The organism is Streptomyces sp. HP-A2021, assembly GCF_022807935.1.
Taxonomy (GTDB): domain Bacteria; phylum Actinomycetota; class Actinomycetes; order Streptomycetales; family Streptomycetaceae; genus Streptomyces; species Streptomyces afghaniensis.
The window spans coordinates 3724709-3747943 of the sequence record NZ_CP094344.1 but is presented as its reverse complement, the minus strand read 5'-3'; the positions used below and the strand labels follow the sequence as shown (position 1 = coordinate 3747943).

The 23235-nt window shown below is 71.6% G+C and carries 23 protein-coding genes; 8 read left to right on the top strand and 15 right to left on the bottom strand.

Annotated features, from left to right (window positions below):
* Positions 1-64: 64 nt before the first annotated feature.
* Both dnaN and MQE23_RS16870 read right to left on the bottom strand, forming a co-directional pair.
* On the bottom strand, positions 65-1225 hold the full coding sequence (dnaN, locus tag MQE23_RS16875; protein WP_243379509.1) for a DNA polymerase III subunit beta: 1161 nt from the start codon (positions 1223-1225) through the stop codon (positions 65-67).
* Between the two features lie 101 nt (positions 1226-1326).
* Positions 1327-2598, bottom strand: coding sequence for an MFS transporter (locus tag MQE23_RS16870; protein WP_037667767.1), 1272 nt, complete (start codon positions 2596-2598; stop codon positions 1327-1329).
* Positions 2599-2661: 63 nt separating this feature from the next.
* Between MQE23_RS16870 and MQE23_RS16865 the strand changes: the two genes are divergently transcribed.
* Positions 2662-3621 carry a LysR family transcriptional regulator gene (locus MQE23_RS16865; RefSeq protein ID WP_037670779.1) on the top strand — a complete coding sequence of 320 codons (960 nt, stop codon included), beginning with the start codon at positions 2662-2664 and terminating at the stop codon, positions 3619-3621.
* Between the two features lie 69 nt (positions 3622-3690).
* Here the strand turns inward: MQE23_RS16865 and MQE23_RS16860 are convergent, their stop codons facing one another.
* Positions 3691-4449 (bottom strand): alpha/beta hydrolase, encoded by a 759-nt coding sequence (locus MQE23_RS16860; RefSeq protein ID WP_020274385.1) that lies wholly within the window; start codon positions 4447-4449, stop codon positions 3691-3693.
* A gap of 123 nt (positions 4450-4572) precedes the next feature.
* Here MQE23_RS16860 and MQE23_RS16855 point away from each other — a divergent pair, with 123 nt between their 5' ends.
* Both MQE23_RS16855 and MQE23_RS16850 read left to right on the top strand, forming a co-directional pair.
* Positions 4573-5730: an adenosine deaminase gene (locus tag MQE23_RS16855; RefSeq protein ID WP_243379508.1), complete on the top strand. Its 1158-nt coding sequence runs from the start codon at positions 4573-4575 to the stop codon at positions 5728-5730.
* Positions 5731-5872: 142 nt separating this feature from the next.
* Positions 5873-6199, top strand: a complete 327-nt coding sequence (locus MQE23_RS16850) for a hypothetical protein (protein ID WP_020274383.1) — start codon at positions 5873-5875, stop codon at positions 6197-6199.
* Positions 6200-6282: 83 nt separating this feature from the next.
* On the opposite strand, the gene MQE23_RS16845 is transcribed toward MQE23_RS16850, so the two are convergent.
* The 5 genes from MQE23_RS16845 to afsQ1 all read right to left on the bottom strand — a co-directional run bounded on the left by MQE23_RS16845 (position 6283) and on the right by afsQ1 (position 10133).
* Positions 6283-6495 carry a PspC domain-containing protein gene (locus tag MQE23_RS16845; RefSeq protein WP_010048883.1) on the bottom strand — a complete coding sequence of 71 codons (213 nt, stop codon included), beginning with the start codon at positions 6493-6495 and terminating at the stop codon, positions 6283-6285.
* A 62-nt stretch (positions 6496-6557) separates the two neighbouring features.
* Complete coding sequence (locus MQE23_RS16840) at positions 6558-7139, bottom strand: VanZ family protein (protein ID WP_020274382.1); 582 nt, start codon at positions 7137-7139, stop codon at positions 6558-6560.
* 95 nt (positions 7140-7234) lie between these two features.
* Positions 7235-7852: a hypothetical protein gene (locus MQE23_RS16835; RefSeq protein WP_243379507.1), complete on the bottom strand. Its 618-nt coding sequence runs from the start codon at positions 7850-7852 to the stop codon at positions 7235-7237.
* A complete protein-coding gene (locus tag MQE23_RS16830; RefSeq protein ID WP_243379506.1) occupies positions 7852-9459 on the bottom strand; it encodes a HAMP domain-containing sensor histidine kinase in 1608 nt (535 codons plus the stop codon). Before MQE23_RS16830 ends, MQE23_RS16835 begins: the two co-directional genes overlap by 1 nt.
* A complete protein-coding gene (gene afsQ1 / locus MQE23_RS16825) occupies positions 9456-10133 on the bottom strand; it encodes a two-component system response regulator AfsQ1 (RefSeq protein ID WP_010048893.1) in 678 nt (225 codons plus the stop codon). The genes MQE23_RS16830 and afsQ1 overlap by 4 nt, the downstream gene beginning before the upstream one ends.
* A 237-nt stretch (positions 10134-10370) precedes the next feature.
* Here afsQ1 and MQE23_RS16820 point away from each other — a divergent pair, with 237 nt between their 5' ends.
* Positions 10371-11117, top strand: a complete 747-nt coding sequence (locus MQE23_RS16820; protein ID WP_243379505.1) for a SigE family RNA polymerase sigma factor — start codon at positions 10371-10373, stop codon at positions 11115-11117.
* Between the two features lie 215 nt (positions 11118-11332).
* On the opposite strand, the gene MQE23_RS16815 is transcribed toward MQE23_RS16820, so the two are convergent.
* Positions 11333-12037 (bottom strand): uridine kinase, encoded by a 705-nt coding sequence (locus MQE23_RS16815; RefSeq protein ID WP_128092622.1) that lies wholly within the window; start codon positions 12035-12037, stop codon positions 11333-11335.
* Positions 12038-12093: 56 nt separating this feature from the next.
* Between MQE23_RS16815 and MQE23_RS16810 the strand changes: the two genes are divergently transcribed.
* Positions 12094-12498 (top strand): hypothetical protein, encoded by a 405-nt coding sequence (locus MQE23_RS16810; protein WP_020274373.1) that lies wholly within the window; start codon positions 12094-12096, stop codon positions 12496-12498.
* A gap of 85 nt (positions 12499-12583) precedes the next feature.
* On the opposite strand, the gene MQE23_RS16805 is transcribed toward MQE23_RS16810, so the two are convergent.
* From MQE23_RS16805 to deoC, 3 genes are read right to left on the bottom strand one after another with little or no spacing between them, the layout of a single operon-like run.
* Positions 12584-13471, bottom strand: a complete 888-nt coding sequence (locus tag MQE23_RS16805) for an aldehyde dehydrogenase family protein (RefSeq protein ID WP_020274372.1) — start codon at positions 13469-13471, stop codon at positions 12584-12586.
* A complete protein-coding gene (locus tag MQE23_RS16800; protein ID WP_020274371.1) occupies positions 13464-14900 on the bottom strand; it encodes an aldehyde dehydrogenase family protein in 1437 nt (478 codons plus the stop codon). Before MQE23_RS16800 ends, MQE23_RS16805 begins: the two co-directional genes overlap by 8 nt.
* Positions 14901-14905: 5 nt before the next feature.
* Entirely contained in the window at positions 14906-15868 is a 963-nt protein-coding gene (gene deoC, locus MQE23_RS16795; protein WP_243379504.1) for a deoxyribose-phosphate aldolase, read from the bottom strand.
* 156 nt (positions 15869-16024) lie between these two features.
* Between deoC and MQE23_RS16790 the strand changes: the two genes are divergently transcribed.
* On the top strand, positions 16025-16750 hold the full coding sequence (locus tag MQE23_RS16790; RefSeq protein ID WP_020274369.1) for a PH domain-containing protein: 726 nt from the start codon (positions 16025-16027) through the stop codon (positions 16748-16750).
* Between the two features lie 146 nt (positions 16751-16896).
* Here the strand turns inward: MQE23_RS16790 and MQE23_RS16785 are convergent, their stop codons facing one another.
* The 3 genes from MQE23_RS16785 to MQE23_RS16775 all read right to left on the bottom strand — a co-directional run bounded on the left by MQE23_RS16785 (position 16897) and on the right by MQE23_RS16775 (position 20298).
* Positions 16897-18543 carry a phospho-sugar mutase gene (locus MQE23_RS16785; RefSeq protein WP_243379503.1) on the bottom strand — a complete coding sequence of 549 codons (1647 nt, stop codon included), beginning with the start codon at positions 18541-18543 and terminating at the stop codon, positions 16897-16899.
* Between the two features lie 401 nt (positions 18544-18944).
* Positions 18945-19769 (bottom strand): purine-nucleoside phosphorylase, encoded by an 825-nt coding sequence (locus MQE23_RS16780; RefSeq protein ID WP_020274367.1) that lies wholly within the window; start codon positions 19767-19769, stop codon positions 18945-18947.
* Positions 19770-19860: 91 nt separating this feature from the next.
* The gene (locus MQE23_RS16775) at positions 19861-20298 is read right to left on the bottom strand and encodes a gamma-glutamylcyclotransferase (protein ID WP_010045592.1); all 438 of its coding nucleotides are present in this window, start codon (positions 20296-20298) and stop codon (positions 19861-19863) included.
* Positions 20299-20394: 96 nt separating this feature from the next.
* Here MQE23_RS16775 and MQE23_RS16770 point away from each other — a divergent pair, with 96 nt between their 5' ends.
* Both MQE23_RS16770 and MQE23_RS16765 read left to right on the top strand, forming a co-directional pair.
* Complete coding sequence (locus MQE23_RS16770) at positions 20395-21843, top strand: NAD(P)H-quinone dehydrogenase (protein ID WP_020274366.1); 1449 nt, start codon at positions 20395-20397, stop codon at positions 21841-21843.
* 165 nt (positions 21844-22008) lie between these two features.
* Complete coding sequence (locus MQE23_RS16765; RefSeq protein ID WP_279345148.1) at positions 22009-22983, top strand: DeoR/GlpR family DNA-binding transcription regulator; 975 nt, start codon at positions 22009-22011, stop codon at positions 22981-22983.
* Positions 22984-23235 lie beyond the last annotated feature (252 nt).

The following is a 23235-nucleotide window of genomic DNA, read 5'->3' as shown; positions in this document are numbered from 1 at the left end:
AAGCTACCGCAGCCCACTGACAACGGCCCCCCGAGCGCACAAAAGCGCAGGTGGGAGCAGCGCTTCAGACCAGCTGTTTCACCGACATCAGCAGATGCCGGTGCTCCCCGGCCGTCTCCCCGGCAAGCTCCCCGGCCATCTCGGGGGCCCCGCCGTCCGGCACCGCGTGCAGCAGCGCCCGCTGCCCCGCCCCGAGCAGTTCCAGCCGTACGCGCGGGCTCTCGAAGGACGTCAGCGCGTCCAGCAGATAGCCCGGGTTGAAGGCCACCGGCATCTCGTCGGCGCCGGTCAGCGTGGCCGGCAGGCGCTGGACCGCCACGTCGTCGCCGTAGCCGGCGCGGAGCATGACGGACCCGTCGGGCGAGAAGTCCAGCCGCACCGGACTGTTCGCCTCCGCCACCACCGCGACCCGCCGCACGGCTTCCGCGAGCCCTTCGCGCTCCACTTCGGCGACCGCGGCCCCCGCCATGTCGAACAGCGACTTGTACGTCGGCAGCCGCCCGTCCAGGAGCCGCAGTGCCGTCCGCGTCGGCCCGCACGCGAAGCCGATCAGCCCGCCGCCGGCGGCCGGGTCCCACCCGATCAGCACGTCCTCGCAGCGCCCCAGCGACCGCGCGACGTCCAGCAGGCGCCGTGCGGGCAGCAGCGCTTCCACCACACCGTCCGCCGCCGCCCCCGGCTGCCACTCCAGCCGCCGCACGGCGTACCGGTAGCGGTCGGAAGCGGCGAGTGTCATCTCCCTGCCGTCCAGACGCAGTTGGACGCCCGTCAGGAGCGGCAGCGTGTCGTCGCGCCCGGCCGCCACCGCGACCTGGGCGACGGCCGTCGCGAACGCGGCGCCGTCCACCGTGCCGTACGGCGCGGGCGGCACCGGCAGGGCCGGGTACTCGGCGACGGGCAGCGTCGACAGCCCGAACCGCGTACCGTCCGCCTCCACAGTGAACCGCGAGGCCTCCAGCGCGCAGCTCACCGGCCCGTCCGGCAGGACCCGGCAGACGTCCAGCAGCCGCCGACCCAGCACGAGCACCCGCCCGGGCACCGCGACCTCGGCGTCGGCCGCCACCCGCACCGCCGCCTCGAAGTCGAACCCCGTCACGGCCAGCCGCCCCGCGTCCGCCTCCAGCAACAGCCCGCCCAGCACCGGCACCGGCGTCCGCGCGGGCAGCGCCCGTACGGCCCGGCCCACGGCCTCGGCGAACGCCGTACGGTCGATGCGGAACTCCATGAAAAATCCCCCTGCTCGAATCCGGTGGTCAGCGGAGGCGGACGTTATCCGCGCCCACTGACAACCGGACCCGACCAGGGGGAACGGCCCGGGCTCCGAGCTCAGGCGGCCGTGGCCAGTCGCCGCTGCATCCGGGCCGCCCGGGTCCCGAAGACCGTGATCGTGACGACGCCCAGGACCGCCAGCAGGCCGACCCCGACCGTCCCGGCCCAGCCGCCCGCGTGGAAGGCGATCGCGCCGACCGTGCTGCCCGCACTGGAGCCGACGTAGTAGGCCGACTGGTAGAGCGCCGAGGCCTGGGCGCGGCCGGTCGTGGCCGTCTTGCTGACCGCCGAGGAGGCCACCGCGTGGCCCGCGAAGAAGCCCGCCGTGATGAGGACCAGGCCCAGCAGGACCAGCGGGAGGGAGCCGGCCAGGGACAGCAGCAGACCCGCCGCCGTCGTACCGCCGCCCGCGTACAGCGCGCCCCGGCGGCCCAGCCGGCCCACCAGCCGACCGGCCGTGGACGCCGACACCGTACCGACGAGGTACACCAGGAAGACCGAGCCGATGATGCCCTGCGGCAGTGAGAACGGCGCCTCGGTCAGCCGGTAGCCGATGACCGTGTACACACCGCCGAACACCGTCATGAACAGCGCGCCGATCGCGTACAGCCGGCACAGCAGCGGGTTCGACAGGTGGTCACGGACAGTCCGGGCCAGCACGCGCGGCCGCAGCGAACCGGCCTTGAAGTTCTTCGGGGCGGGGAGCAGCAGCCGGAAGGCCACCGCGCACGCCACCGCGAGCGCGCCGATCACACCGACGGCGACCCGCCAGCCCCACTCCTGCGCGACCCAGCCGGTGATGACCCGGCCGCTCATCCCGCCGACGCTGTTACCCGCGACGAACAGTCCGATCGCGGTGACCAGCGCCTTCGGGCTGACCTCCTCCGCGAGGTACGCCGTCGCCGACGCGGGCAGCCCGGCCAGGGCCGCGCCCTGGAGCGCCCGCAGCACGACCAGGACCCCCAGCGACGGGGCGAAGGGCACCAGCAGTCCGACGGTCACCGCCACGGCCAGTGAGGCCGTCATGACCGCACGCCGTCCGAAGCGCTCCGACAGGGCGCTCATCGGCAGGACGAACAGCGCCAGCCCGCCCGTCGCGGCGGCCACCGTCCAGCTCGCGTCGCTCGCCGCCACCCCGAACTCGCCGGAGATCAGCGGGAGCAGCGCCTGTGTGGAGTACAGCAGCGCGAAGGTCGCGACACCCGCGAGGAAGAGGGCGAGGCTCATCCGGCGGTAGCCGGGCCCGCCCGGGGACATACGTGAGTCGGCAGCAGGGACAGCGGTATCGGCGCCCACGATGGTGGGCGCCCCGGTACTGGCGGGAGACATGCTTCGAAGCTACGTACGCGCCCACTGATCCGTCCAATGCATGGAACCGCCATAATCGTTCCCATGGCGCATCAACACAGTTCAGCGGCTCGACTGTCACCGTCCAGTGACACAGAAGACATGGCGGAGATGTCCAAGGTGCTGGCTCCCCGTCTCGCGTACTTCGCCGGCGTCGCCCGCACCGAGCACGTCACCCGTGCCGCCCAGGAGATGAACGTCCCCCAGTCGACCCTCTCCCGGTCCATGGCCCGTCTGGAGCAGGACCTCGGCGTCGACCTCTTCGCCCGCCACGGCCGTACGGTCTCCCTCACCCCGGCCGGGCGCACCTTCCTCACCTCCGTGGAACGGGCCCTGGCCGAGGTCGAGCGCGCCGCCGAGGAGGTGCGGGCCGACGCCGACCCCGCCACCGGCAAGGTCGCCTTCGGCTTCCTGCACACCATGGGCGCCGAGACGGTCCCGGGCCTCCTCCAGGCCTTCCGCGCCGACCATCCGCGCGTCCGCTTCAGCCTGGTCCAGAACTACGGCGAGGCCATGCTCGAACGCCTCCGCGCCGGCGAACTGGACCTGTGCCTGACTTCCCCCGTCCCCGACGCCCCCGACCTGGTCGCCCGCCGTCTCGACGAGCAGAAGCTCCGCCTCGTCGTCCCGGCCGACCACCCCCTCGCGGGCCGCCGCCGCATCCGCCTCGCCGAGGCGGCGGACGAAATGTTCGTCACCCTGGAACCCGGCTACGGCATGCGCCGCATCACCGACGACCTCTGCAAGGAGGCCGGCTTCAAGCCCCGCATCGCCTTCGAGGGCGAGGAGGCGGAAACCCTGAGGGGCCTGGTGGCAGCGGGCCTCGGGGTCGCCCTCCTGCCCCCGCCGGCCGTCCCCCGACCGGGGGTGGTGGAACTGACGGTCACGTCCCCCCGAGCGGCCCGCGAAATCGGCGTGGCCTGGCTGGAAGGCCACCCGGACACACCCCCGGTGGCAGCATTCAAGAAGTTCTTGCTTTCAAGGAGGGGAAGTCTCCTGGCTTGAGGGGCGCGGGGAACTGCGCGAGCAACCACAAACAACCCGCACCCCGAAAACACAGCCACCCAAACGGCGCTACCGCCTCGAAGGACTGAACCCCGCAGCCAACGGCATCCGCAACCCCAACGGCGGCGGCGCGGCCAGCGCATCCCGCACAGGCCGGGACACGGCCCGCCCGAACAAGGCCCCCATCACGAAGTCCTCGGCCAACGCCAGCACTTCGTCCCGGTACTGATTCAACCCGTGCCCGTCCGCGTGCACTTCGAACCGGCACACGTCCCGATTCGCCTTCTTCGCCCGCGCCGCCAGCCGGAACGACAACTCGGGATCTGTCCGCGCGTCGTTCGTGCCGTGCACGATCAGCACCTGCCGCCCGACCAACTGCTTCACCGGTTCGGGTGGCGCGGCCACATCCTCCTCCGGCAGCCAAGGAGCGAGCGCCAGCACGGAGTTGACGGCCTCGTGGCCCCCCGCCCGCAACCCGGCCCGGCCGCCCATGCCGATGCCGGCGAGGCAGACGGGAACGTCTCCGTAACGCCGTACGACCTCGTCGGCCGCCCAGGCCGCATCGGCCGCGAGATTGGCCTCGCTGCCGTTCCAGCCGCGGTAGCGGTAGTGCACCACGTGCGTGACGAGGCCCTCGTCCCGGCCCGCGCGGGCCAGGCGGCGCCCCAGGGCGCGTACGGAGGCGGTCGCCACCATGGGGGACGGCCTGCGGCCGGAGACCTCGTCGCCGCCGGGGAGCAGCAGCACCACGCCGCTGACCGCCGACGGCTCCGGACCGAATGTCCTGCCCAGCCGGGCCCTGCGCACCGGCGTCGGTTGGTGTGCCATGACAGAACAGTGTCAGAAGCGCGGGTGTACTCGACCCGTCCTTGCGGTCACCGTTACGTATCGACGGAAACGTAAAGGATCCGGGAACGCGCCATCTACGCGCGTAGGAGTTAGAGTGCGGAAATGACGAGCCAGACCATCGCGAACACCCCGACACCGGACCAGATCCACCGGGCGCCCAAGGTCCTGCTGCACGACCACCTCGACGGCGGTCTGCGCCCCGGCACGATCGTCGAGCTCGCCCGCGCGACGGGCTACACCCAGCTCCCGGAGACCGATCCGGAGAAACTGGGCATCTGGTTCCGCGAAGCCGCCGACTCCGGATCGCTGGAACGGTACTTGGAGACCTTCTCCCACACCGTCGGCGTCATGCAGACCCGCGACGCCCTGGTGCGGGTCGCCGCCGAGTGCGCCGAGGACCTCGCCGCGGACGGCGTCGTCTACGCCGAGGTGCGCTACGCCCCCGAGCAGCACCTCGAAGGCGGTCTGAGCCTCGAAGAGGTCGTCGAGGCCGTCAACGAGGGCTTCCGGGAAGGGGAGCGCCGCGCCCGGGAGAACGGCCTGCGCATCCGCGTCGGTGCGCTGCTCACCGCCATGCGGCACGCGGCCCGCGCCCTGGAGATCGCCGAACTCGCCAACCGCTACCGCGACCTGGGCGTCGTCGGCTTCGACATCGCGGGCGCCGAGGCCGGCTACCCGCCCACCCGGCACCTGGACGCCTTCGAGTACCTCAAGCGCGAGAACAACCACTTCACCATCCACGCCGGCGAGGCCTTCGGACTGCCGTCCATCTGGCAGGCCCTCCAGTGGTGCGGCGCCGACCGGCTCGGGCACGGCGTGCGGATCATCGACGACATCCAGGTCCACGAGGACGGCCGGGTCGAACTCGGGCGGCTCGCCTCCTACGTCCGCGACAAGCGCATCCCGCTGGAGCTGTGCCCGAGCTCCAACCTCCAGACCGGGGCGGCGGCCTCGTACGCCGAGCACCCCATCGGGCTGCTGCGCCGGCTGCACTTCCGGGCCACGGTGAACACGGACAACCGCCTGATGTCCCACACGAGCATGAGCCGGGAATTCGAGCACCTCGTCGAGGCGTTCGCTTACACGCTCGACGACATGCAGTGGTTCTCAGTCAATGCGATGAAATCAGCGTTCATTCCTTTCGATGAACGACTCGCCATGATCAATGACGTGATCAAGCCCGGTTATGCCGAGCTGAAATCCGAATGGCTGTTCCGGCAGACCGCTTCCACCAGCGGTTCTGCGACTTCGGAGGGCTGATCCCGGGGTTGTCGGCACACAGGGAATGCGGACGGTGTTCACAAGCCGTCCGCATTTCGATGTTTGCGGCGGGTGGTGCCGCGTGATTACGGTCGCCGCACCGCTCACACACCCCGTCATCCCATTGCGAGGACGCATTTTCATGAAGCAGTCTGCTGCCAAGTCCCTCGGTGTCGCCGCTCTCGGTGCCGCCTTCGCCGCCACCGGTGCGGGCGCCGCCCAGGCCGCCCCGGCCGTCCCGGACACCGCCCAGGCGATGGAGACCGTCACCCAGGCGCTCCCGGCGGAGCAGCTCTCCCGGACGCTGCCGGCGGGCTCGGGCGAGGCGGTGGGCCAGGGGCAGACCCTGGCGAGCACCGGTCTCGCCGCCGCCCAGCCGGTCGCGGGGCAGCTGCTCGCCCAGGGCCCGACCGGCCCGGCCGCGGGGCTGCTCGGCGGGCTCCCGGTGAACGGCCTTCCGGGCGCCTGACCCTCCCGCCCAGGCGCACACACGCCGATGGGGCGCACCCCTGGACACAGGGTGCGCCCCATCGGCATTTCCGCGACGGGTGGCTACCAGGCCGTCTGTGCCTTGTTCTGCACCTTGCTCTCCGAGGGCAGCAGGATCCACAGCGCGATGTACAGCAGGAACTGCGGACCGGGCAGCAGGCACGAGACCAGGAAGATCACTCGCATCGTCGTCGTGGAGGTGCCGAAGCGCCGTGCCAGCGCGGCGCACACTCCGCCGATCATGCGGCCGTGGGTGGGGCGGGCGAGGCGTGACATGTGCGGCTCCTTCGTGAGGTGTCGTGAGGCCTCTCGTCCGAGTACCCCATCTGCACTCCACGCTACGGAGACGAAGGGGGCAAAGCGTCGCTCCACGGGGCGATCCCGACCCTGGGAATCGTCGGGGTCCGACCCTGAGCCGGCTCCTCCGGGGGCAGGGGCGTACGGGACGGGCGCGCGGGTGTGCGGCGGCGCAGCCAGGAGCGGCCGGCGGGGACGAGCGCGAGATGCGCGAGGGCCACGCCCATGGTGTTCAGGAACAGCGAGTCGACGTCGACGACCTGACCGGGAACGCCGGTCTGGAGCAGTTCGATGCCCAGTGACAGCAGGGCGCCGACCGTGACGGTGTTCAGCAGGGACGCCAGCGGCGAGACGACCAGCCTGCCGCTCGCCATCGGCAGCAGCACGCCCAGCGGGGCGAGCAGGGCCAGCCCCTCGCAGATCCGCCGGGCCGCCTCGGGCCAGCCCAGGGCGAGATCGGCCCGGATGCCGTCGAACGGCCGCAGATTGGCCGGCATCACCCAGGGCACGTCCAGCGGCCGCAGCGTGAGCCAGGCGACGAACGCGAGGTGTGCGACGAGGAGGACACCTCCTGTCACACGGATGCGGAACGCGGCGCTGCCGCCGATGGAGCCTTGACGCACGCCCCCCAAGACGCGGCCTCCGGCAGGATCGGTTCCGGGATGGGCCCCGGTCGGCCTGTGAGGCATGCGCCACAGCCCCGGCGGAGCCCGCCGGCTCACTCCCCGGCCGCGTCCTTGGAGGGCGGTTCCTTGCTGCCCGGGCGGGCCCGCACCTCGTCCGTGCACTCGTAGCGGCGCGCGGAGTCGGCGCCGGGCCCGCCGAGGACCACGGAGCCGTCGCCCTCGGCGGCCGCCGAGTCGGAGAAGGTGCAGACGATCTGGGCGAGGGCGTACGAGGTGAGGCTGTCCGGCGCCATGCTCAGCCGCAGCGTGTCCTCCGGGTCGCCGGACCGGGGCCGGCCCACGGTGATGCCGCCGCGTACGTCCGTGCTGTAGCCGGCCTCCTTCTCGGCGGGCGACGGCGGCTCCGCGAGCTGGTCCAGCAGGCCCTGCGCCACCAGCATCCGCCGCTCGGAGTCGGCAGCGCCGTCCGGGACCCGTACGGTCCGGTCGACGGTCACCAGCGAGGACCCGCACAGCAGGAACACCTGCACGGGCAGCCCCCGGGCGGCCTGCGTCGACACGTCCGGCTCGGCGAGCGAACACCGCACCCGCGAGGGCGCCGGCCCGAAGTTCGTCGGCACCTCCGTGGCCCGGATCCCGCAGCCGGCGAGCAGCAGGGCCAGCACGGACACGGCACCGAGCCGGGCCCCGGACACGAGACGTGTGGTCATCAGGCGTCCCCCTTCGAGTCCGCGCCCCGGTCCTGGCCGGTGTCGTCCCCGGGCTTGTGCCCGTCCCCGGCGGGCTGTTCCCCCGGCGCGTACGTGTGGCGTGGGAGCCGCAGGGTGAACACCGCGCCCGAGTCGGGCGAGTTGGCCGCGGTGATCTCACCGCCGTGGATGTGGGCGTTCTCCAGGGCGATGGACAGGCCCAGGCCGCTGCCCTCGGAGCGCGGCCGGGAGGCGCTCGCCTTGTAGAAACGGTCGAAGACGTGCGGCAGGACGTCCTCGGGGATGCCGGGCCCGTGGTCCTGCACCTCGATGACGAGCGAGTCGTCGGCCTCACGGACGGACACCCGCACCGGGGAGCCGCCGTGCTTGAGCGCGTTGCCGATCAGGTTGGCCAGGATGACGTCCAGACGGCGCGGATCCAGCCGGGCGTGGATACCGCGGTCGGCGTCCAGCTCGACCGCGTCCAGCCAGGCGCGGGCGTCGATGCACGCGGTGATCTGGTCGGCGATGTCGACGTCGTCCAGGACGAGCCGGGCCGTGCCCGCGTCGAAGCGGGTGACCTCCATCAGGTTCTCGACCAGGTCGTTCAGCCGCCGCGTCTCGCTGACCACCAGCCGGACGGCGGGCTCGATCATCGGGTCCATGCTCCCGGTCTCCGCCTCCAGCTCCTCCTCCAGCACCTCCGTCACGGCGGTGATGGCGGTGAGCGGCGTCCGCAGCTCATGGCTCATGTCGGCCACGAACCGCCGGGACGCCTCGTCCCGCGAGGCCATGTCGGCGACCCGTTTCTCCAGCGCCTCGGCCGCCTTGTTGAACGTCCGCGACAAGTCGGCGAGCTCGTCGGTCCCGGACACCCTGAGGCGGGTGTCCAGCTTGCCCTCACCGAGCCGCCGCGCGGCCGCCCCGAGCCGCTGCACCGGCTTCAGCACGGTGGTCGCGGCGGCCTGCGCGAGCAGCGCCGAGCCGATCAGCGCGAGCCCCGTGGCGATCCCCAGCGACCAGGACAGCGAGTTGAGGTCCTTCGCCTCCGGCTCCAGCGACTTCAGCATGTAACCGGTCGGACCGCCGCCGATCACCCGCGTACCGGCCACGAGATACGGCGTGTCGTGGTCGACGACCCGCTGCCAGTACAGGTGGTACGGGTGCTTGTTGGACCCGTCGACCTTCTGCGTCTTGTTCACCGCCGTGCGCAGCGAGACCGGCACGTCCCGCAGCGAGAAGCCGCTGAGCCCTCCGGAGCTGCCGTAGACGGTCCTGCCGTCGGCGTTGCTCGCGACCAGCAGCACGCTGAAGCGCTGGTCGCTGCCGGCCATCTGGCCCGCGGTGTGCTGGAGCTCGTCCTGCGTCGGATGCTCGGGCAGCGCACCGGCCCGGTTCTGCATCTCCTGCTCGAAGTCGCGCAGCACGGCGTCCTGGGCGCGGGTGAGCACGGCCTCGCGGTTGAGCCAGTACGCGATGCCGGACGCGGACACGGCGGCCGTCAGCGCCACCAGGCCGAAGACGACGACCAGTCTCAGCCGCAGGCTGGTGAAGCGCAGCCGCGACAGAACTCCCTTGCGCGCCGCGGTCCAGCCGCGGTCCCCCCCTTGGTGGTGCCGCTGTGTCACTGAGGCGGATCCAGCCGGTAACCGACACCCCGCACGGTACGGATCAGCGTCGGGGACGAGGGCACGTCCTCGACCTTGGCGCGCAGCCGCTGGACACACGCGTCCACGAGTCGCGAGTCGCCCAGGTAGTCGTGCTCCCACACCAGCCGCAGCAGTTGCTGCCGCGACAGCGCCTGCCCCGGCCGCCGGCTCAGCTCCAGCAGCAGCCGCAGCTCGGTCGGCGTGAGCTGGAGGTCCTCGCCGTTCTTCGTCACGGTCATCGCCGAGCGGTCGATGACGAGGCTGCCGAACGTCGCCGCGTCGTTGGACTCCCGTTCGCCGCGCCGCAGCACGGCCCGGATCCGGGCGTCCAGCACCCGCCCCTGCACCGGCTTGACGACATAGTCGTCGGCGCCGGACTCCAGCCCGACGACCACGTCGATGTCGTCGCTGCGCGCGGTCAGCAGAATGATCGGCAACTGGTCCGTGCGCCGGATGCGTCGGCACACCTCGAACCCGTCGATGCCGGGCAGCATCACGTCCAGCACGATCAGATCCGGCCGCTGCTCGCGCAGCAGCTTCAGACCGTCCTCACCACTGGCAGCGGTCGCCACCCGGTGACCCTGGCGCGTCAGTGAGAGCTCCAGGGCCGTCCGGATGGCGTCGTCGTCCTCGATCAGCAACAGGGAAGGCACGGGCTCATTCTGGCCCATGGAGGGGTCGGGGTTCGACCTGTGGGCCGAGATGAGGGCCGCGCACAGCGCCGATGCCTGTGTACGGGCCGTGCCCGTCCTGTCCCAGACCCCTGTGACAGCTCTGTGACAGTCGGCGGACACGGCCATGAAAGTGCCGCGGCAAGCTTTTCGGCACAAGCAGGAAAGCCCGCCCGACCGGCGGGCCGCACACCGGAAGTCCACGACGGGGGGCGCGAGATGAACACGCTGCACGGCACCAGCACCAGCGCAGTGGTCACGCGTCTGCACGACGTGCACCGGGGTTCCGAGAAGTCCGGTGCCGTGAGCGGGCGGGGGTGCGCTCGCGGCACCGGGCGTCAGCACACCGCGTTCATGACGGTGGTTGACGCACCTACGGGGGAGATCAAGGGGGCTCACGGGGGAGCCGCGTACAGGGAGGACTCGGGGGAGCGCCGCTCGCTGTCGGAGGCGGAGTTCACCGCCTACGTCCAGGAGCGCCGCGCCTCCCTGTACGCCACCGCCTACCACCTCACCGGCGACCGCTTCGAGGCCGAGGACCTGCTCCAGAGCGCGCTGTTCTCGACGTACCGGGCGTGGGACCGGATCAGTGACAAGGCCGCGGTCGGCGGATACCTCCGCCGCACCATGACCAACCTGCACATCAGCGCCTGGCGGCGCCGCAAGCTCAACGAGTACCCGACCGAGGAACTGCCGGAGACGCCCGGCGACACGGACGCGATGCGCGGCACCGAACTGCGCGCGGTCCTGTGGCAGGCGCTGGCCCGGCTGCCCGAGCTCCAGCGCACCATGCTGGTCCTGCGCTACTACGAGGGCCGCACGGACCCGGAGATCGCGGAGATCCTCGACATCAGTGTCGGCACGGTGAAGTCCAGCATCTGGCGGTCGCTCCGCCGGCTGCGCGAGGACGAGGTCCTCAGCTTCGGCCGTGACGAGGAGGACGCCTTCGGCGAGCTCGTCGCCTGAAGGTCGGGGGGGGAAGCACCAAAAGGGCCCCACGGGGGACTGGAACCGGGGCCCACGGGGGAACTGCGGAGACGCTGGGGGCGTCTCCTCAGGACAGTGGGGGAACACGGGGGAGGACAACGGGGGAGCAAAAGGGGGGAGCACAAGAGCGGGACTGGAGGGCCGGGGGGTCCGTCCAGTCCCGCTTTTCTCGTCTCCCGCTTTTTTCTCGCTGCCTAGGCCGCCGTACCGAGGCTCGCGCACCGGCCCGCCGCCGCAGCCGCCAGCCGGCCCATCGCCTCGTCGCGATCGCAGGCGTACGCGCCCAGCGCGGTCTGGCGGGCGACGATCGAGCGCTCCTCCCGCATCAGACGCCAGCCGCGGCGCAGCAGGAACGGCACCGACTTGCGGCCCTCCTTCAGGTCCCGCAGGAAGCGGCGGCGGAACGTCTTCACCGGGCCGCGGCTCAGGCACAGCGCGTCGGCGAGGACGCCGAGCTCCCGGCAGTGCGCGACGATCTCCGCGGCGAAGACGCCCTCCGCGATGAACAGCGGGGTCCGTCCGATGTCCACCGTCTCCGTGCCGGTGCGGGCGCTGCGCGCGATGTCGTAGACGGGGACGTCCGTACGGCCCGTGCGGCACAGCCGGGTGATCGCGGCGACGGCCGTGTCCGCGTCCCACGACTCCGGATGGTCCCAGTCGATGTCCGAACTCCCCGCCACCAGCGGCAGCGTCGGGTCGTCGCCCTCCTTGTAGAAGTCGTCGAGCCGCAGCACCGGGAGGCCGGAGCGGGCCGCGAGGAGGGACTTGCCGGAGCCGGATGGGCCGCAGAGCAGCACGACTCGCGTCGGTATGGCCAGAGGGGAACTCACGGGACACCAGTGTGAGGCATCCATCGGGGGCCGTACGACCCCGCGGGTCGGCTTTGATGTGCGCGTCACACCTCAACTACCCTTTGTGTCGAACCGATTACCAAGTGCATCAGAAGGTGGCAGCGATGGCCCGACACGACTCTTCCAAGAAGCCGACCGTCCAGCGTGCCCTGGCCGTCCTCGCGACCACGGGAGTGGTGCTGGGGGCGGGGGCGGGGGCGGCGACGGCCGCGGCTGCGGGCACCGGCTCGGTCCTGGACGTGGTCCACACCTCCCTCGGCAGGACCGACCCCCAGACCGCCCTCCGGGCCGCCACCGGCTCCGTCGGCCATGCCACCGGCGCCGCCAGGAACCTCAAGCCCAACCCCCTCGCCGGCACGGGAGTCGACCCGCTCGACAACGGCGTCGGCACCGAGGTCGCGGACTTCAAGCCGGTGGAGTCCCGGGAGCTGACGGGGCCGGTGGCGCAGGCGCCGTCGGTCGAGAGCATTCCGGTGGCGGGGCAGGCGGCGGGGGTGTTCTCGCGGTAGGCCGTGTGCGACGTCAGACGCGCACGAGAGAAGCCCCGGCCCTCCCGGACGGAGGAGGGCCGGGGCTTCCGCTGTGAGGGGCGGTCTAGTACGAGGAACCGGACGCGCCCAGTGACCCCGTGGGGTGCCAGACCGTTTTCGTCTCCAGGAACGCCGTCATGCGGTCGATGCCGGGAGTCTCCGCGTAATCCACAGGCTGTGGACGGAGAACGCGCTTGAGGTTGTCGGCCGCGGCGATCTCCAGTTCCTTCGCGAGGGCCTCGTCGGCGCCCGCGAGGTCGATCGCGTTGACGTCCTGGTGGGCCGCCAGCGGGGGCGCGATCTCCGCCGTGCGGCCCGACAGGACGTTGGCCACGCCGCCGGGGACGTCCGAGGTGGCCAGCACCTCGGCGAGGGACAGCGCGGGCAGCGGGGACTTCTCGCTCGCCACCACGACCGCCGTGTTGCCGGTCGCGATCACCGGGGCCAGCACCGACACCAGGCCCAGGAAGGACGACTCCTGAGGGGCCAGGACCGCGACCACGCCCGTCGGCTCGGGGGAGGAGAGGTTGAAGAACGGGCCCGCCACCGGGTTGCCGCCGCCGACCACCTGGGCGATCTTGTCGGTCCAGCCCGCGTACCAGACCCAGCGGTCGATCGTCGCGTCCACGACCGCCGCCGCCTTGGACTTGGACAGCCCCTCGGCGTCGGCCACCTCACGCGTGAACTGGTCGCGGCGGCCCTCCAGCATCTCCGCGACGCGGTACAGGACCTGGCCGCGGTTGTACGCCGTCGCGCCGGACCAGCCGCCGAACGCCTTACGGGCCGCGACGACCGCGTCACGGGCGTCCTTGCGGGAGGACAGGGGCGCGTTGGCCAGCCAGTTGCCCTTTGCGTCGGTCACCTCGTACACCCGGCCGCTCTCGGAACGCGGGAACTTGCCGCCCACGTACAGCTTGTAGGTCTTGAGGACACTGAGTCGCGTGTCAGACATCGAGGTACGCCTCCAGGCCGTGGCGGCCGCCCTCGCGGCCGAAGCCCGACTCCTTGTAGCCGCCGAACGGCGACGTCGGGTCGAACTTGTTGAACGTGTTGGACCAGACGACGCCCGCGCGGAGCTTGTTCGCGACCGCCAGGATGCGGGAGCCCTTCTCCGTCCAGATGCCGGCGGAGAGGCCGTAGGGCGTGTTGTTGGCCTTGGCGACCGCCTCGTCCGGCGTGCGGAACGTCAGCACCGACAGCACCGGGCCGAAGATCTCGTCGCGGGCGACGGTGTGCGCCTGGGTGACGTTCGTGAACAGCGTCGGGGCGAACCAGTAGCCGCTCTCCGGCAGTTCGCAGGCCGGTGACCAGCGCTCGGCGCCCTCCGCCTCGCCCTGCTCGACGAGGGAGGTGATGCGCGTGAGCTGCTCCTCGGAGTTGATCGCGCCGATGTCGGTGTTCTTGTCGAGCGGGTCGCCGAGGCGGAGGGTCGACAGGCGGCGCTTGAGGGAGTCGAGGAGCTCGTCGTGGATCGACTCCTGGACCAGGAGGCGGCTGCCGGCGCAGCAGACCTGGCCCTGGTTGAAGAAGATGCCGTTGACGATGCCCTCGACGGCCTGGTCGACCGGAGCGTCGTCGAAGACGATGTTGGCGCCCTTGCCGCCCAGTTCGAGCGTGACCTTCTTGCGGGTGCCGGCGACCGTGCGGGCGATCTCCTTGCCCACGGCCGTGGAGCCCGTGAAGGCGACCTTGTTCACGTCCGGGTGGGCCACCAGCGCAGCTCCCGCGCCGCCGTAGCCGGGGAGGATGTTGACGACGCCCTTCGGCAGGCCCGCCTGGCGGCAGATGTCCGCGAAGAAGAGCGCCGAGAGCGGGGTGGTCTCGGCCGGCTTCAGGACGACCGTGTTGCCGGTCGCGAGGGCGGGCGCGATCTTCCACGCCAGCATCAGCAGCGGGAAGTTCCAGGGGATGACCTGGCCCGCCACGCCCAGCGGCCGCGGGTTCGCGCCGAAGCCGGCGTGGTCGAGCTTGTCGGCCCAGCCCGCGTAGTAGAAGAAGTGCGCCGCGACCAGGGGGAGGTCCGCGTCGCGGGTCTCCTTGATCGGCTTGCCGTTGTCGAGGGTTTCGAGGACGGCCAGCTCGCGGGAGCGCTCCTGGATGATCCGCGCGATGCGGAACAGGTACTTGGCGCGCTCCGAGCCGGGCAGCGCCGACCACTTCTCGAAGGCCTTGCGGGCGGCCTGTACGGCGCGGTCCACGTCCGCCTCGCCCGCCTGGGCGATCTCGGCGAGGACCTCTTCGGAGGAGGGGCTGACCGTCTTGAAGACCTTGCCGTCCGCCGCCTCGGTGAACTCGCCGTCGATGAACAGGCCGTAGGACGGCGCGATGTCGACGATCGCGCGGGATTCCGGGGCCGGGGCGTATTCGAATACCGATGCCATGGTGATCAGTCCACCGTCACGTAGTCGGGGCCGGAGTAGCGGCCGGTGGCCAGCTTCTGGCGCTGCATCAGCAGATCGTTCAGCAGCGAGGAGGCGCCGAAGCGGAACCAGTGGTTGTCCAGCCAGTCCTCGCCGGCGGTCTCGTTGACCAGGACGAGGAACTTGATGGCGTCCTTGGAGGTGCGGATGCCGCCGGCCGGCTTCACGCCGACCTGGATGCCGGTCTGTGCACGGAAGTCACGTACCGCCTCCAGCATGAGGAGCGTGTTCGCCGGGGTCGCGTTGACGGCGACCTTTCCGGTGGACGTCTTGATGAAGTCCGCGCCCGCCAGCATCCCGAGCCAGCTCGCGCGGCGGATGTTGTCGTACGTCGACAGCTCGCCCGTCTCGAAGATGACCTTCAGGCGCGCGGACGTGCCGCAGGCCTCCTTCACGGCGGTGATCTCGTCGTACACCTTCAAGTATCGGCCCGAGAGGAACGCCCCGCGGTCGATGACCATGTCGATCTCGTCGGCGCCCGCGGCGACGGCCTCACGGACGTCGGCCAGCTTGACGGTGAGCGGGGCACGGCCGGCCGGGAACGCCGTGGCGACGGAGGCGACCTTCACGCCGGAGCCGGCGACGGCCTCCTTGGCCACGGCCACCATGTCGGGGTAGACGCAGACGGCGGCCGTCGTGGGCGTCGTACGGTCGGTCGGGTCGGGCCGGACCGCCTTCGCGCCGAGCGCCCGGACCTTGCCGGGGGTGTCCGCGCCTTCCAGCGTCGTCAGGTCGACCATCGAGATGGCGAGGTCGATGGCGTACGCCTTCGCGGTCGTCTTGATCGAACGCGTACCGAGGGAGGCCGCACGCCCCTCGAGACCGACCGCGTCGACGCCCGGGAGCCCGTGGAGGAAGCGGCGCAGCGCGCTGTCGGACGAGGTGACGTCCTTGAGGTGGTGAGCTGCGGTGAGTGCAGAACTGGGCATGGTCACCAGACGAGCATATCTACGCGCGTAGCGGCTGTACAGCCCCTGGGTTTGGTCGGGTGGGGTGGGGCGGTGCGGGACGGTGCGGGGTGGTGCGGGTGGTCGTGGTGGTGGGGTGCGGTGGGTGGTCGAGGGGCGGTCCGGCAGAATCGGGGCATGACGAGCCCCGAGTCCCAGTCGCCCGCGCCGCAGCCTCCGGAGCCCGAGTCCAAGGACCGGGTGTACCGGTCGGTTCCGGCCATCGCCGGTGGTGCGCTGCTGCTCGCCATCGCCGGGTGGCTCGGCATCGACGCGATCGTCTCGGGCGAGGGGCGGACGCCGTGGATGGCGCTCGCCGTGCTGATCCTGATCGTGCCGCTCGTCGCCGCCTTCACGCTGCGGCCCGCCGTGTACGCGGGTGACGACCGGCTGCGTATCCGCAACCCGTTCCGCGTCATCGTGGTGCCGTGGGGGCAGGTCGCCTCGCTGAAGTCCGCCTACTCGAACGAGGTCATCACCGAGTCCGGCGCGAAGTACCAGCTGTGGGCCGTGCCCGTCTCGCTGCGCGCCCGTAAGAAGGCCGCACGGCGTGAGATGCGGGCGACCGCGCAGGCGCGGCGGGAGATGGGGCGGGACGAGGGGCGCGGGAGTGCGCTCGGGATGCGTGCGGGGCTGGGTGGACTGGGTTCGGGGCATGGGCAGGGCCTCGGTGGAGGCCCTGTGGCGGACGGGCCCGTGCGGGCGGAGACCGACCGGATCATGGATGAGCTGCGGGGGCTGCACGAGGCGCGGCACCAGGCGGAGACGGCGCAGGGGGAGGTGACCGTGCGGTGGGCGTACGAGGTGATGGGGCCGGCGGTTGCCGGGGCGTTGTTGGTGCTGATTCTGGTGGTTGTGGGTTGACCGGGTCGTGGGTTGACGGGGATGCGGGTTGACCGGGTTGTGGGTTGACCGGGATGTGGTTTGACCTGGTTGCGGGCTGACTGGGGTCGGCCCCGGGGTGCTGGCTTCGGTGGGGCCGACCTGTCAGTGTCCGACCGGGGGTGTGGTCAGATGCCCGCCGCCGTCGAGAGGTCGCGCTTGATCGACTCCAGTAGGGCCGTCGCCTGTGCGCGGGCCTCGGGGAGGTCGGCGTGGGTCGCCACCGGGAGCACGACCTCCAGGTAGCACTTCAGCTTCGGTTCCGTGCCGCTCGGGCGGACGATCACCCGGGCGCCGTCGAGGGTGTAGCGCAGGCCGTCGGTGGGCGGGAGGGTGTCCGTGCCCTGGGTCAGGTCGTCGGTGCGGGTGATCGGCAGGCCGGCGAGTCCGGTCGGGGGCTGTTCGCGCAGGCGGCGCATCGCGGCCGTGATGAGGGAGAGGTCCTCCACGCGGACCGAGAGCTGGTCCGTGGCGTGCAGGCCGTGTTCCACCGCCAGGTCGTCGAGGAGGTCGAGGAGCGTGCGGCCCTCCTCCTTGAGCTGCGACGCCAGTTCCGTGATCAGGAGCGCGGCCGTGATGCCGTCCTTGTCGCGTACTCCGTCCGGGTCGACGCAGTAGCCGAGGGCCTCCTCGTAGCCGTAGCGCAGGCCCTCCGCGCGGGCGATCCACTTGAAGCCGGTGAGGGTCTCGACGTGGGGGAGGCCGGCCTTCTCGGCGATACGGCCGAGGAGGGAGGAGGAGACGATCGACTCCGCGAAGGTGCCGGTCGCTCCGCGGCGGACCAGGTGGGCGGCGAGCAGGGCGCCGACCTCGTCGCCGCGGAGCATGCGCCAGTCGGCGCGGTCCTTGCCGTCCTGTACGGCGACGGCACAGCGGTCCGCGTCCGGGTCGTTGGCGATGATCAGGTCAGGGGCGGGGGTCGTCGCGCGGGCCTTCGCGAACGCCAGGTCCATCGCGCCGGGCTCCTCCGGGTTGGGGAACGCGACGGTCGGGAAGTCCGGGTCGGGGTCGGCCTGCTCCGTGACGAGGGCCGGTTCCGGGAAGCCGGCGCGGGCGAAGGCGGCGAGGAGGACGTCCTTGCCGACGCCGTGCATCGCCGTGTACACCGTGCGGGCGGTGCGGGGGGAATCCTTGGACAGGACGGCGTCGGTGCGGGCGAGGTAGGCGTCGAGGACGCTGTCGTCGAGGGTCTCCCAGCCTTCGGTGGGGCGCCGGACGGTGGTGAGGGACGGGACGGCGGCGATCTCCGCCGCGATGTCGATGTCCGCCGGGGGGACGATCTGGGAGCCGTCGCCGAGGTAGACCTTGTAGCCGTTGTCGCGGGGCGGGTTGTGGCTGGCGGTGACCTCCACGCCCGCGACCGCGCCGAGGTGCCTTGTCGCGAAGGCGAGGACGGGGGTGGGGAGGGGGCGGGGGAGGACGGCGGCGCGGAGGCCGGCGCCGGTCATGACGGCGGCGGTGTCGCGGGCGAAGTCGCGCGATTTGTGGCGGGCGTCGTAGCCGATGACGACGAGGCCGTCGTGGTGGCCCTGCTTCTTGAGGTAGGCGGCGAGGCCGGCGGCCGCGCGGATGACGACCGAGCTGTTCATGCGCATGGGGCCCGCGCCGAGTTCGCCGCGGAGGCCGGCGGTGCCGAACTGGAGGGTGCCGCTGAAGCGGGCGGCGAGTTCGGTGTGGTCCTGGGCGTCGATGAGGCGGGCGAGCTCGGTGCGGGTTTCCGGGTCGGGGTCCTCGGTGAGCCACGCCTGGGCCTGTGCGATGAGTTCGTCGTGCACGGTCTGTGTCAGCCTCTCCGTTGTGGGTGGTGCGGGGTGCCTGCGGCGGCCTGTGCGGCTGCGGTGGGGTGCGCGTAGCGCCTTACGCCGAGTGGGGGGTCGGGGCCGCGCCGGGGGGTGTCCGTCCTCGGAACGGCGCGATGGGGTTGCGTACCGACTAACCCCCCGTTGACGCGCCAACCGCTGCGGGCGGACACCCCCCGACACGTCCCCTTCCGTGCGTACGCGGGTGCGGGCGCGTCTCGGCTTAGCTGCCGCAGGCCGTCGCGCTGCGGGCAGTCGTGCCTCCCCCAGTGCCTTAAGGGCCTGGGAGGTGCCCCCAGGCGGCACGGGTGGGCGCAGCGGCACCCCGTTCCGCCGGGCTGCGGACCCGCCCCGCCTCAGGAGCGGCGCCGGGTTGCTTACAGGCGGCCCAGGACCTGGGCGAGCAGTGAACCCATGCGCGTCGCGGAGTCACGGCCGGCCTGGAGGACCTCTTCGTGGTTGAGGGGCTCCCCGGTCATGCCCGCCGCCAGGTTCGTGACGAGGGAGATGCCCAGAACCTCCGCACCCGCCTCACGCGCGGCGATCGCCTCAAGGACCGTCGACATGCCCACCAGGTCCGCACCGATGACCCGGGCCATACGGATCTCCGCCGGAGTCTCGTAGTGCGGGCCGGGGAACTGGGCGTAGACGCCCTCCTCCAGCGTGGGGTCGACCTCCTTGCACAGGGCCCGAAGGCGCGGGGAGTAGAGGTCGGTGAGGTCGACGAAGTTGGCGCCGATGATGGGGGAGGTGGCGGTGAGGTTGATGTGGTCGCTGATGAGGACCGGCTGGCCGGGGCGCATGCCCTCGCGCAGGCCTCCGCAGCCGTTCGTGAGGACGATCGTCTTGCAGCCGGCCGAGACCGCGGTGCGGACGCCGTGGGCGACCGCTGCCACGCCGCGGCCCTCGTAGTAGTGCGTACGGCCGAGGAAGACCAGGGCGCGCTTGTTGCCGATCCGGTACGAGCGGATCTTGCCTCCGTGGCCCTCGACCGCCGGGGGCGGGAAGCCGGGCAGCTCGGTGACCTGGAGCTCGGCCTCGGGAGCGCCGAGGGCGTCCACGGCCGGAGCCCAGCCGGAGCCCATCACGAGGGCGACGTCGTGGGTCTCGGCGCCCGTGAGTTCGCGCAGGCGGGCCGCGGCGGCGTCGGCGGCGGCGTGGGGGTCGCCCTGGATGTCGTCCGGAAGAAGAGATGCGTTCACGCGCACGAGGGTAGCCGGTGATTGCCTACGCGCGTAGATGGTGGACCTCACGGGGTGGCGATCGTTGTCTTGTCGTTTCCGACGAAGAGGCTCAGCAGGGGCGCTTGCGCAGTTCCATCACGTAGTCGTGCGGGGCGCCGGCCGACTCGGCCGCGTCGGCGATCTCGCCCAGGTAGCGGGCGGAGGGCAGGCCGCCCTCGTACGCGTTGAGGGTGAAGGCCCACGCCTGCTCGTCACCCTCCAGGGTGTGGACCCGTACGCGTGTGCGGCGGTAGATGTCGAGTCCCACGCCCTCCCAGCGGTCGAGCGACTCCTCGTCCATGGGGGCGATGTCGTAGAGCGCGACGAAGACCTGTGAGACGGGGTCCTCGACGATCGTCGGCAGGGCGCCCTCCCAGCCCATGTGCTCGCCGCCGAACGTCAGTCGCCACCCGTTCAGCCAGCCGGTGGCGCGCAGCGGCGAGTGCGGGGCGCGGCGGGACATCAGCCGCGCGTCGAGGTTGCCGGCGTACGCGGCGTAGAGCGACATGGGGAGAGGGTACGGCAGTGCCCCGGAGTCACTCGCGTAACGGAGCCGCATCGGCGGCGGGCCCCGGGGCGGTGCCATGTTGATGGGTGCGGGACAATGGGGTACGTGACTCGGATCGTGATCATCGGTGGCGGACCCGGCGGATACGAAGCGGCGCTGGTGGCCGCTCAACTCGGCGCGGAGGTGACCGTCGTCGATTGCGACGGTCTGGGCGGGGCGTCGGTGCTGACCGACTGCGTGCCGTCGAAGACCCTGATCGCCACGGCCGAGGTGATGACCACCTTCGACTCCTCCTACGAGGAGCTGGGGATCATCGTTGCTGACGACACTCCCCACGTGGAGCAGGCCGCCCGGGTGGTGGGGGTGGACCTGGGCAAGGTCAACCGGCGTGTGAAGCGGCTCGCGCTCGCCCAGTCGCATGACATCACGGCCTCCGTGACCCGTGCCGGGGCGCGTGTCCTGCGCGGACGCGGGCGGCTGGAGGGCATGCAGGCGCTCGACGGGTCGCGCAAGGTAGTGGTGCGCGCCGCCGACGGGAGTGAAGAGACTCTGACGGCGGACGCCGTGCTCATCGCCACCGGTGGGCATCCCCGCGAGCTGCCCGACGCCCAGCCCGACGGCGAGCGGATCCTGAACTGGACCCAGGTGTACGACCTCGACGAGCTCCCCGAGGAGCTGATCGTGGTCGGGTCGGGTGTGACCGGTGCCGAGTTCGCCGGTGCCTACCAGGCGCTCGGGTCGAAGGTGACGCTCGTGTCGTCGCGGGACCGGGTGCTGCCGGGTGAGGACCCGGACGCGGCCGCCGTGCTGGAGGAGGTCTTCCGGCGGCGCGGCATGAACGTCATGGGACGCACCCGGGCGCAGTCCGCCAAGCGGGTCGGGGACCGTGTCGAGGTGACCCTCTCCGACGGGCGGGTCATCACCGGGTCGCACTGCCTCATGGCCGTCGGTGCCGTTCCGAACAGCTCGGGCATGGGGCTGGAGGAGGCCGGGGTCCGGCTGCGCGAGTCCGGTCACATCTGGACCGACAAGGTGTCGCGTACGACCGCTCCGGGCGTGTACGCGGCCGGTGACGTGACGGGCGTGTTCGCCCTCGCCTCCGTGGCCGCCATGCAGGGACGTATCGCCATGTACCACTTCCTGGGCGATGCCGTGGCCCCGCTGAACCTGAAGACCGTCTCGTCGAACGTCTTCACCGACCCGGAGATCGCCACCGTCGGCTACACCCAGGCCGACGTCGACGGCGGGAAGATCGACGCCCGGGTCGTGAAGCTGCCGCTGCTGCGCAACCCGCGCGCCAAGATGCAGGGCATCCGCGACGGCTTCGTCAAGATCTTCTGCCGGCCGGGGACCGGGATCGTGGTCGGTGGTGTGGTCGTGGCGCCGCGCGCCTCGGAACTGATCCACCCCATCTCGATCGCGGTCGACAACAATCTGACAGTCGAACAGATTGCGAACGCCTTCACCGTCTATCCCTCGTTGTCGGGCTCGATCGCCGAGGTGGCACGGCAGTTGCACACCCGTAAGGAGACCGGCGAGAGCTGAGGCCGGATCCGGATCCTCGCTGGTCACGGGGAGTGTTCGACCATGCGTACGGCATAGGCGGCCGGACTAGGTCCTATACCACCTCCCGCTGCTCCGTGCGAACATCTTCTGCTATTCAGCGCAAACTGCTGAAAGCAGACGGTCGCTGGCGTTACTGTCAGTTTCGTGTTCGCTGCAGAACGTCGCCAATTGATCCTCGAAATGGTGCGAGCGAACGGGGCCGTGTCGCTCCGTGAGCTCGCCCGCGTCGTCCAGACCTCCGAAGTGACCGTACGGCGGGACGTGCGCGCGCTGGAGGCAGAAGGACTCCTCGACCGCCGGCACGGCGGTGCGGTACTGCCGGGCGGTTTCACGCGGGAGTCCGGCTTTCCGCAGAAGTCTCATCTCGCGACCGCCGAGAAGACCGCCATCGCCGACCTCGCCGCGAACCTCGTGGAGGAGGGCGAGGCGATCGTGGTCGGGGCGGGTACGACGACCCAGGAGCTGGCCCGCCGGCTCGCCCGGGTGCCCGGGCTGACCGTCGTCACCAACTCACTGCTGGTCGCCCAGGCGCTGGCCCATGCCAACCGGGTCGAGGTCGTGATGACCGGCGGTACGCTCCGCGGCTCGAACTACGCCCTGGTCGGCAGCGGTGCCGAGCAGTCCCTGCACGGGCTGCGGGTGTCGCGGGCGTTCCTGTCCGGGAGCGGTCTGACCGCGGAGCGCGGGCTGTCCACGTCCAACATGCTGTCGGCGTCTGTCGACCGGGCGCTGGTGCAGGCCGCCGCGGAGGTGGTGGTCCTCGCGGACCACACCAAGCTCGGGACGGACACGATGTTCCAGACCGTGCCGACGGATCTCATCACGCGCCTCGTGACGGACGAGCCGCCCGCCCACGACGACCGTGCGGCTACGGAGCTTCAGGCGCTCGCCGATCAGGGAGTGCAGATCGCTGTCGCGGGGGCGCCGGGGGGTTCGGCGGGAGCGGGAGGGCCCGGGGGTGATGCCGCTCCGGCGCGTCAGCAGCGTCGGGATGTGCCGTTGCCCGGGCCTCGGCGGCAGGTGCCGGGGGCGGGGAGTGGGTTGCGGTCCGCCTCGATGCTCGGGGAGCAGAGTCCTGGGGCGGAGCGGGCGAGGGTTGCGGATCTGCGGCGGCGTTGAGCCGGCGGGTCGGTTGAATCTCTGCTGGTTGCCAGGTGCTCGGCGTTGCTGCTGAGGCCGGGGCGTCGCGCAACCCCGGCGCTGCGGGGTGCCGCTGCGCCCACCCTCCCCCAAGCTCTCGGCTTCGCTCGAGCAGGGGGGACCCCCATCGCCCTTAGCGGCATGATTGCCCGCAGCCAGGGCAGCAGCTCAGCCGGTAACCCCCGGCGCGGCCCCGGTTCGGGGCCGCGCCGTAGGTGTTGTCCGTCGTGC

Coding starts and splice junctions, on each gene's coding strand:
- dnaN (WP_243379509.1), bottom strand. CDS start 1,225: ATGGAGTTCCGCATCGACCGTACGGCGTTCGCCGAGGCCGTGGGCCGG.
- MQE23_RS16870 (WP_037667767.1), bottom strand. CDS start 2,598: ATGTCTCCCGCCAGTACCGGGGCGCCCACCATCGTGGGCGCCGATACC.
- MQE23_RS16865 (WP_037670779.1), top strand. CDS start 2,662: ATGGCGCATCAACACAGTTCAGCGGCTCGACTGTCACCGTCCAGTGAC.
- MQE23_RS16860 (WP_020274385.1), bottom strand. CDS start 4,449: ATGGCACACCAACCGACGCCGGTGCGCAGGGCCCGGCTGGGCAGGACA.
- MQE23_RS16855 (WP_243379508.1), top strand. CDS start 4,573: ATGACGAGCCAGACCATCGCGAACACCCCGACACCGGACCAGATCCAC.
- MQE23_RS16850 (WP_020274383.1), top strand. CDS start 5,873: ATGAAGCAGTCTGCTGCCAAGTCCCTCGGTGTCGCCGCTCTCGGTGCC.
- MQE23_RS16845 (WP_010048883.1), bottom strand. CDS start 6,495: ATGTCACGCCTCGCCCGCCCCACCCACGGCCGCATGATCGGCGGAGTG.
- MQE23_RS16835 (WP_243379507.1), bottom strand. CDS start 7,852: ATGACCACACGTCTCGTGTCCGGGGCCCGGCTCGGTGCCGTGTCCGTG.
- MQE23_RS16820 (WP_243379505.1), top strand. CDS start 10,371: ATGAACACGCTGCACGGCACCAGCACCAGCGCAGTGGTCACGCGTCTG.
- MQE23_RS16810 (WP_020274373.1), top strand. CDS start 12,094: ATGGCCCGACACGACTCTTCCAAGAAGCCGACCGTCCAGCGTGCCCTG.
- MQE23_RS16805 (WP_020274372.1), bottom strand. CDS start 13,471: ATGTCTGACACGCGACTCAGTGTCCTCAAGACCTACAAGCTGTACGTG.
- MQE23_RS16800 (WP_020274371.1), bottom strand. CDS start 14,900: ATGGCATCGGTATTCGAATACGCCCCGGCCCCGGAATCCCGCGCGATC.
- deoC (WP_243379504.1), bottom strand. CDS start 15,868: ATGCCCAGTTCTGCACTCACCGCAGCTCACCACCTCAAGGACGTCACC.
- MQE23_RS16790 (WP_020274369.1), top strand. CDS start 16,025: ATGACGAGCCCCGAGTCCCAGTCGCCCGCGCCGCAGCCTCCGGAGCCC.
- MQE23_RS16775 (WP_010045592.1), bottom strand. CDS start 20,298: ATGTCGCTCTACGCCGCGTACGCCGGCAACCTCGACGCGCGGCTGATG.
- MQE23_RS16770 (WP_020274366.1), top strand. CDS start 20,395: ATGGGGTACGTGACTCGGATCGTGATCATCGGTGGCGGACCCGGCGGA.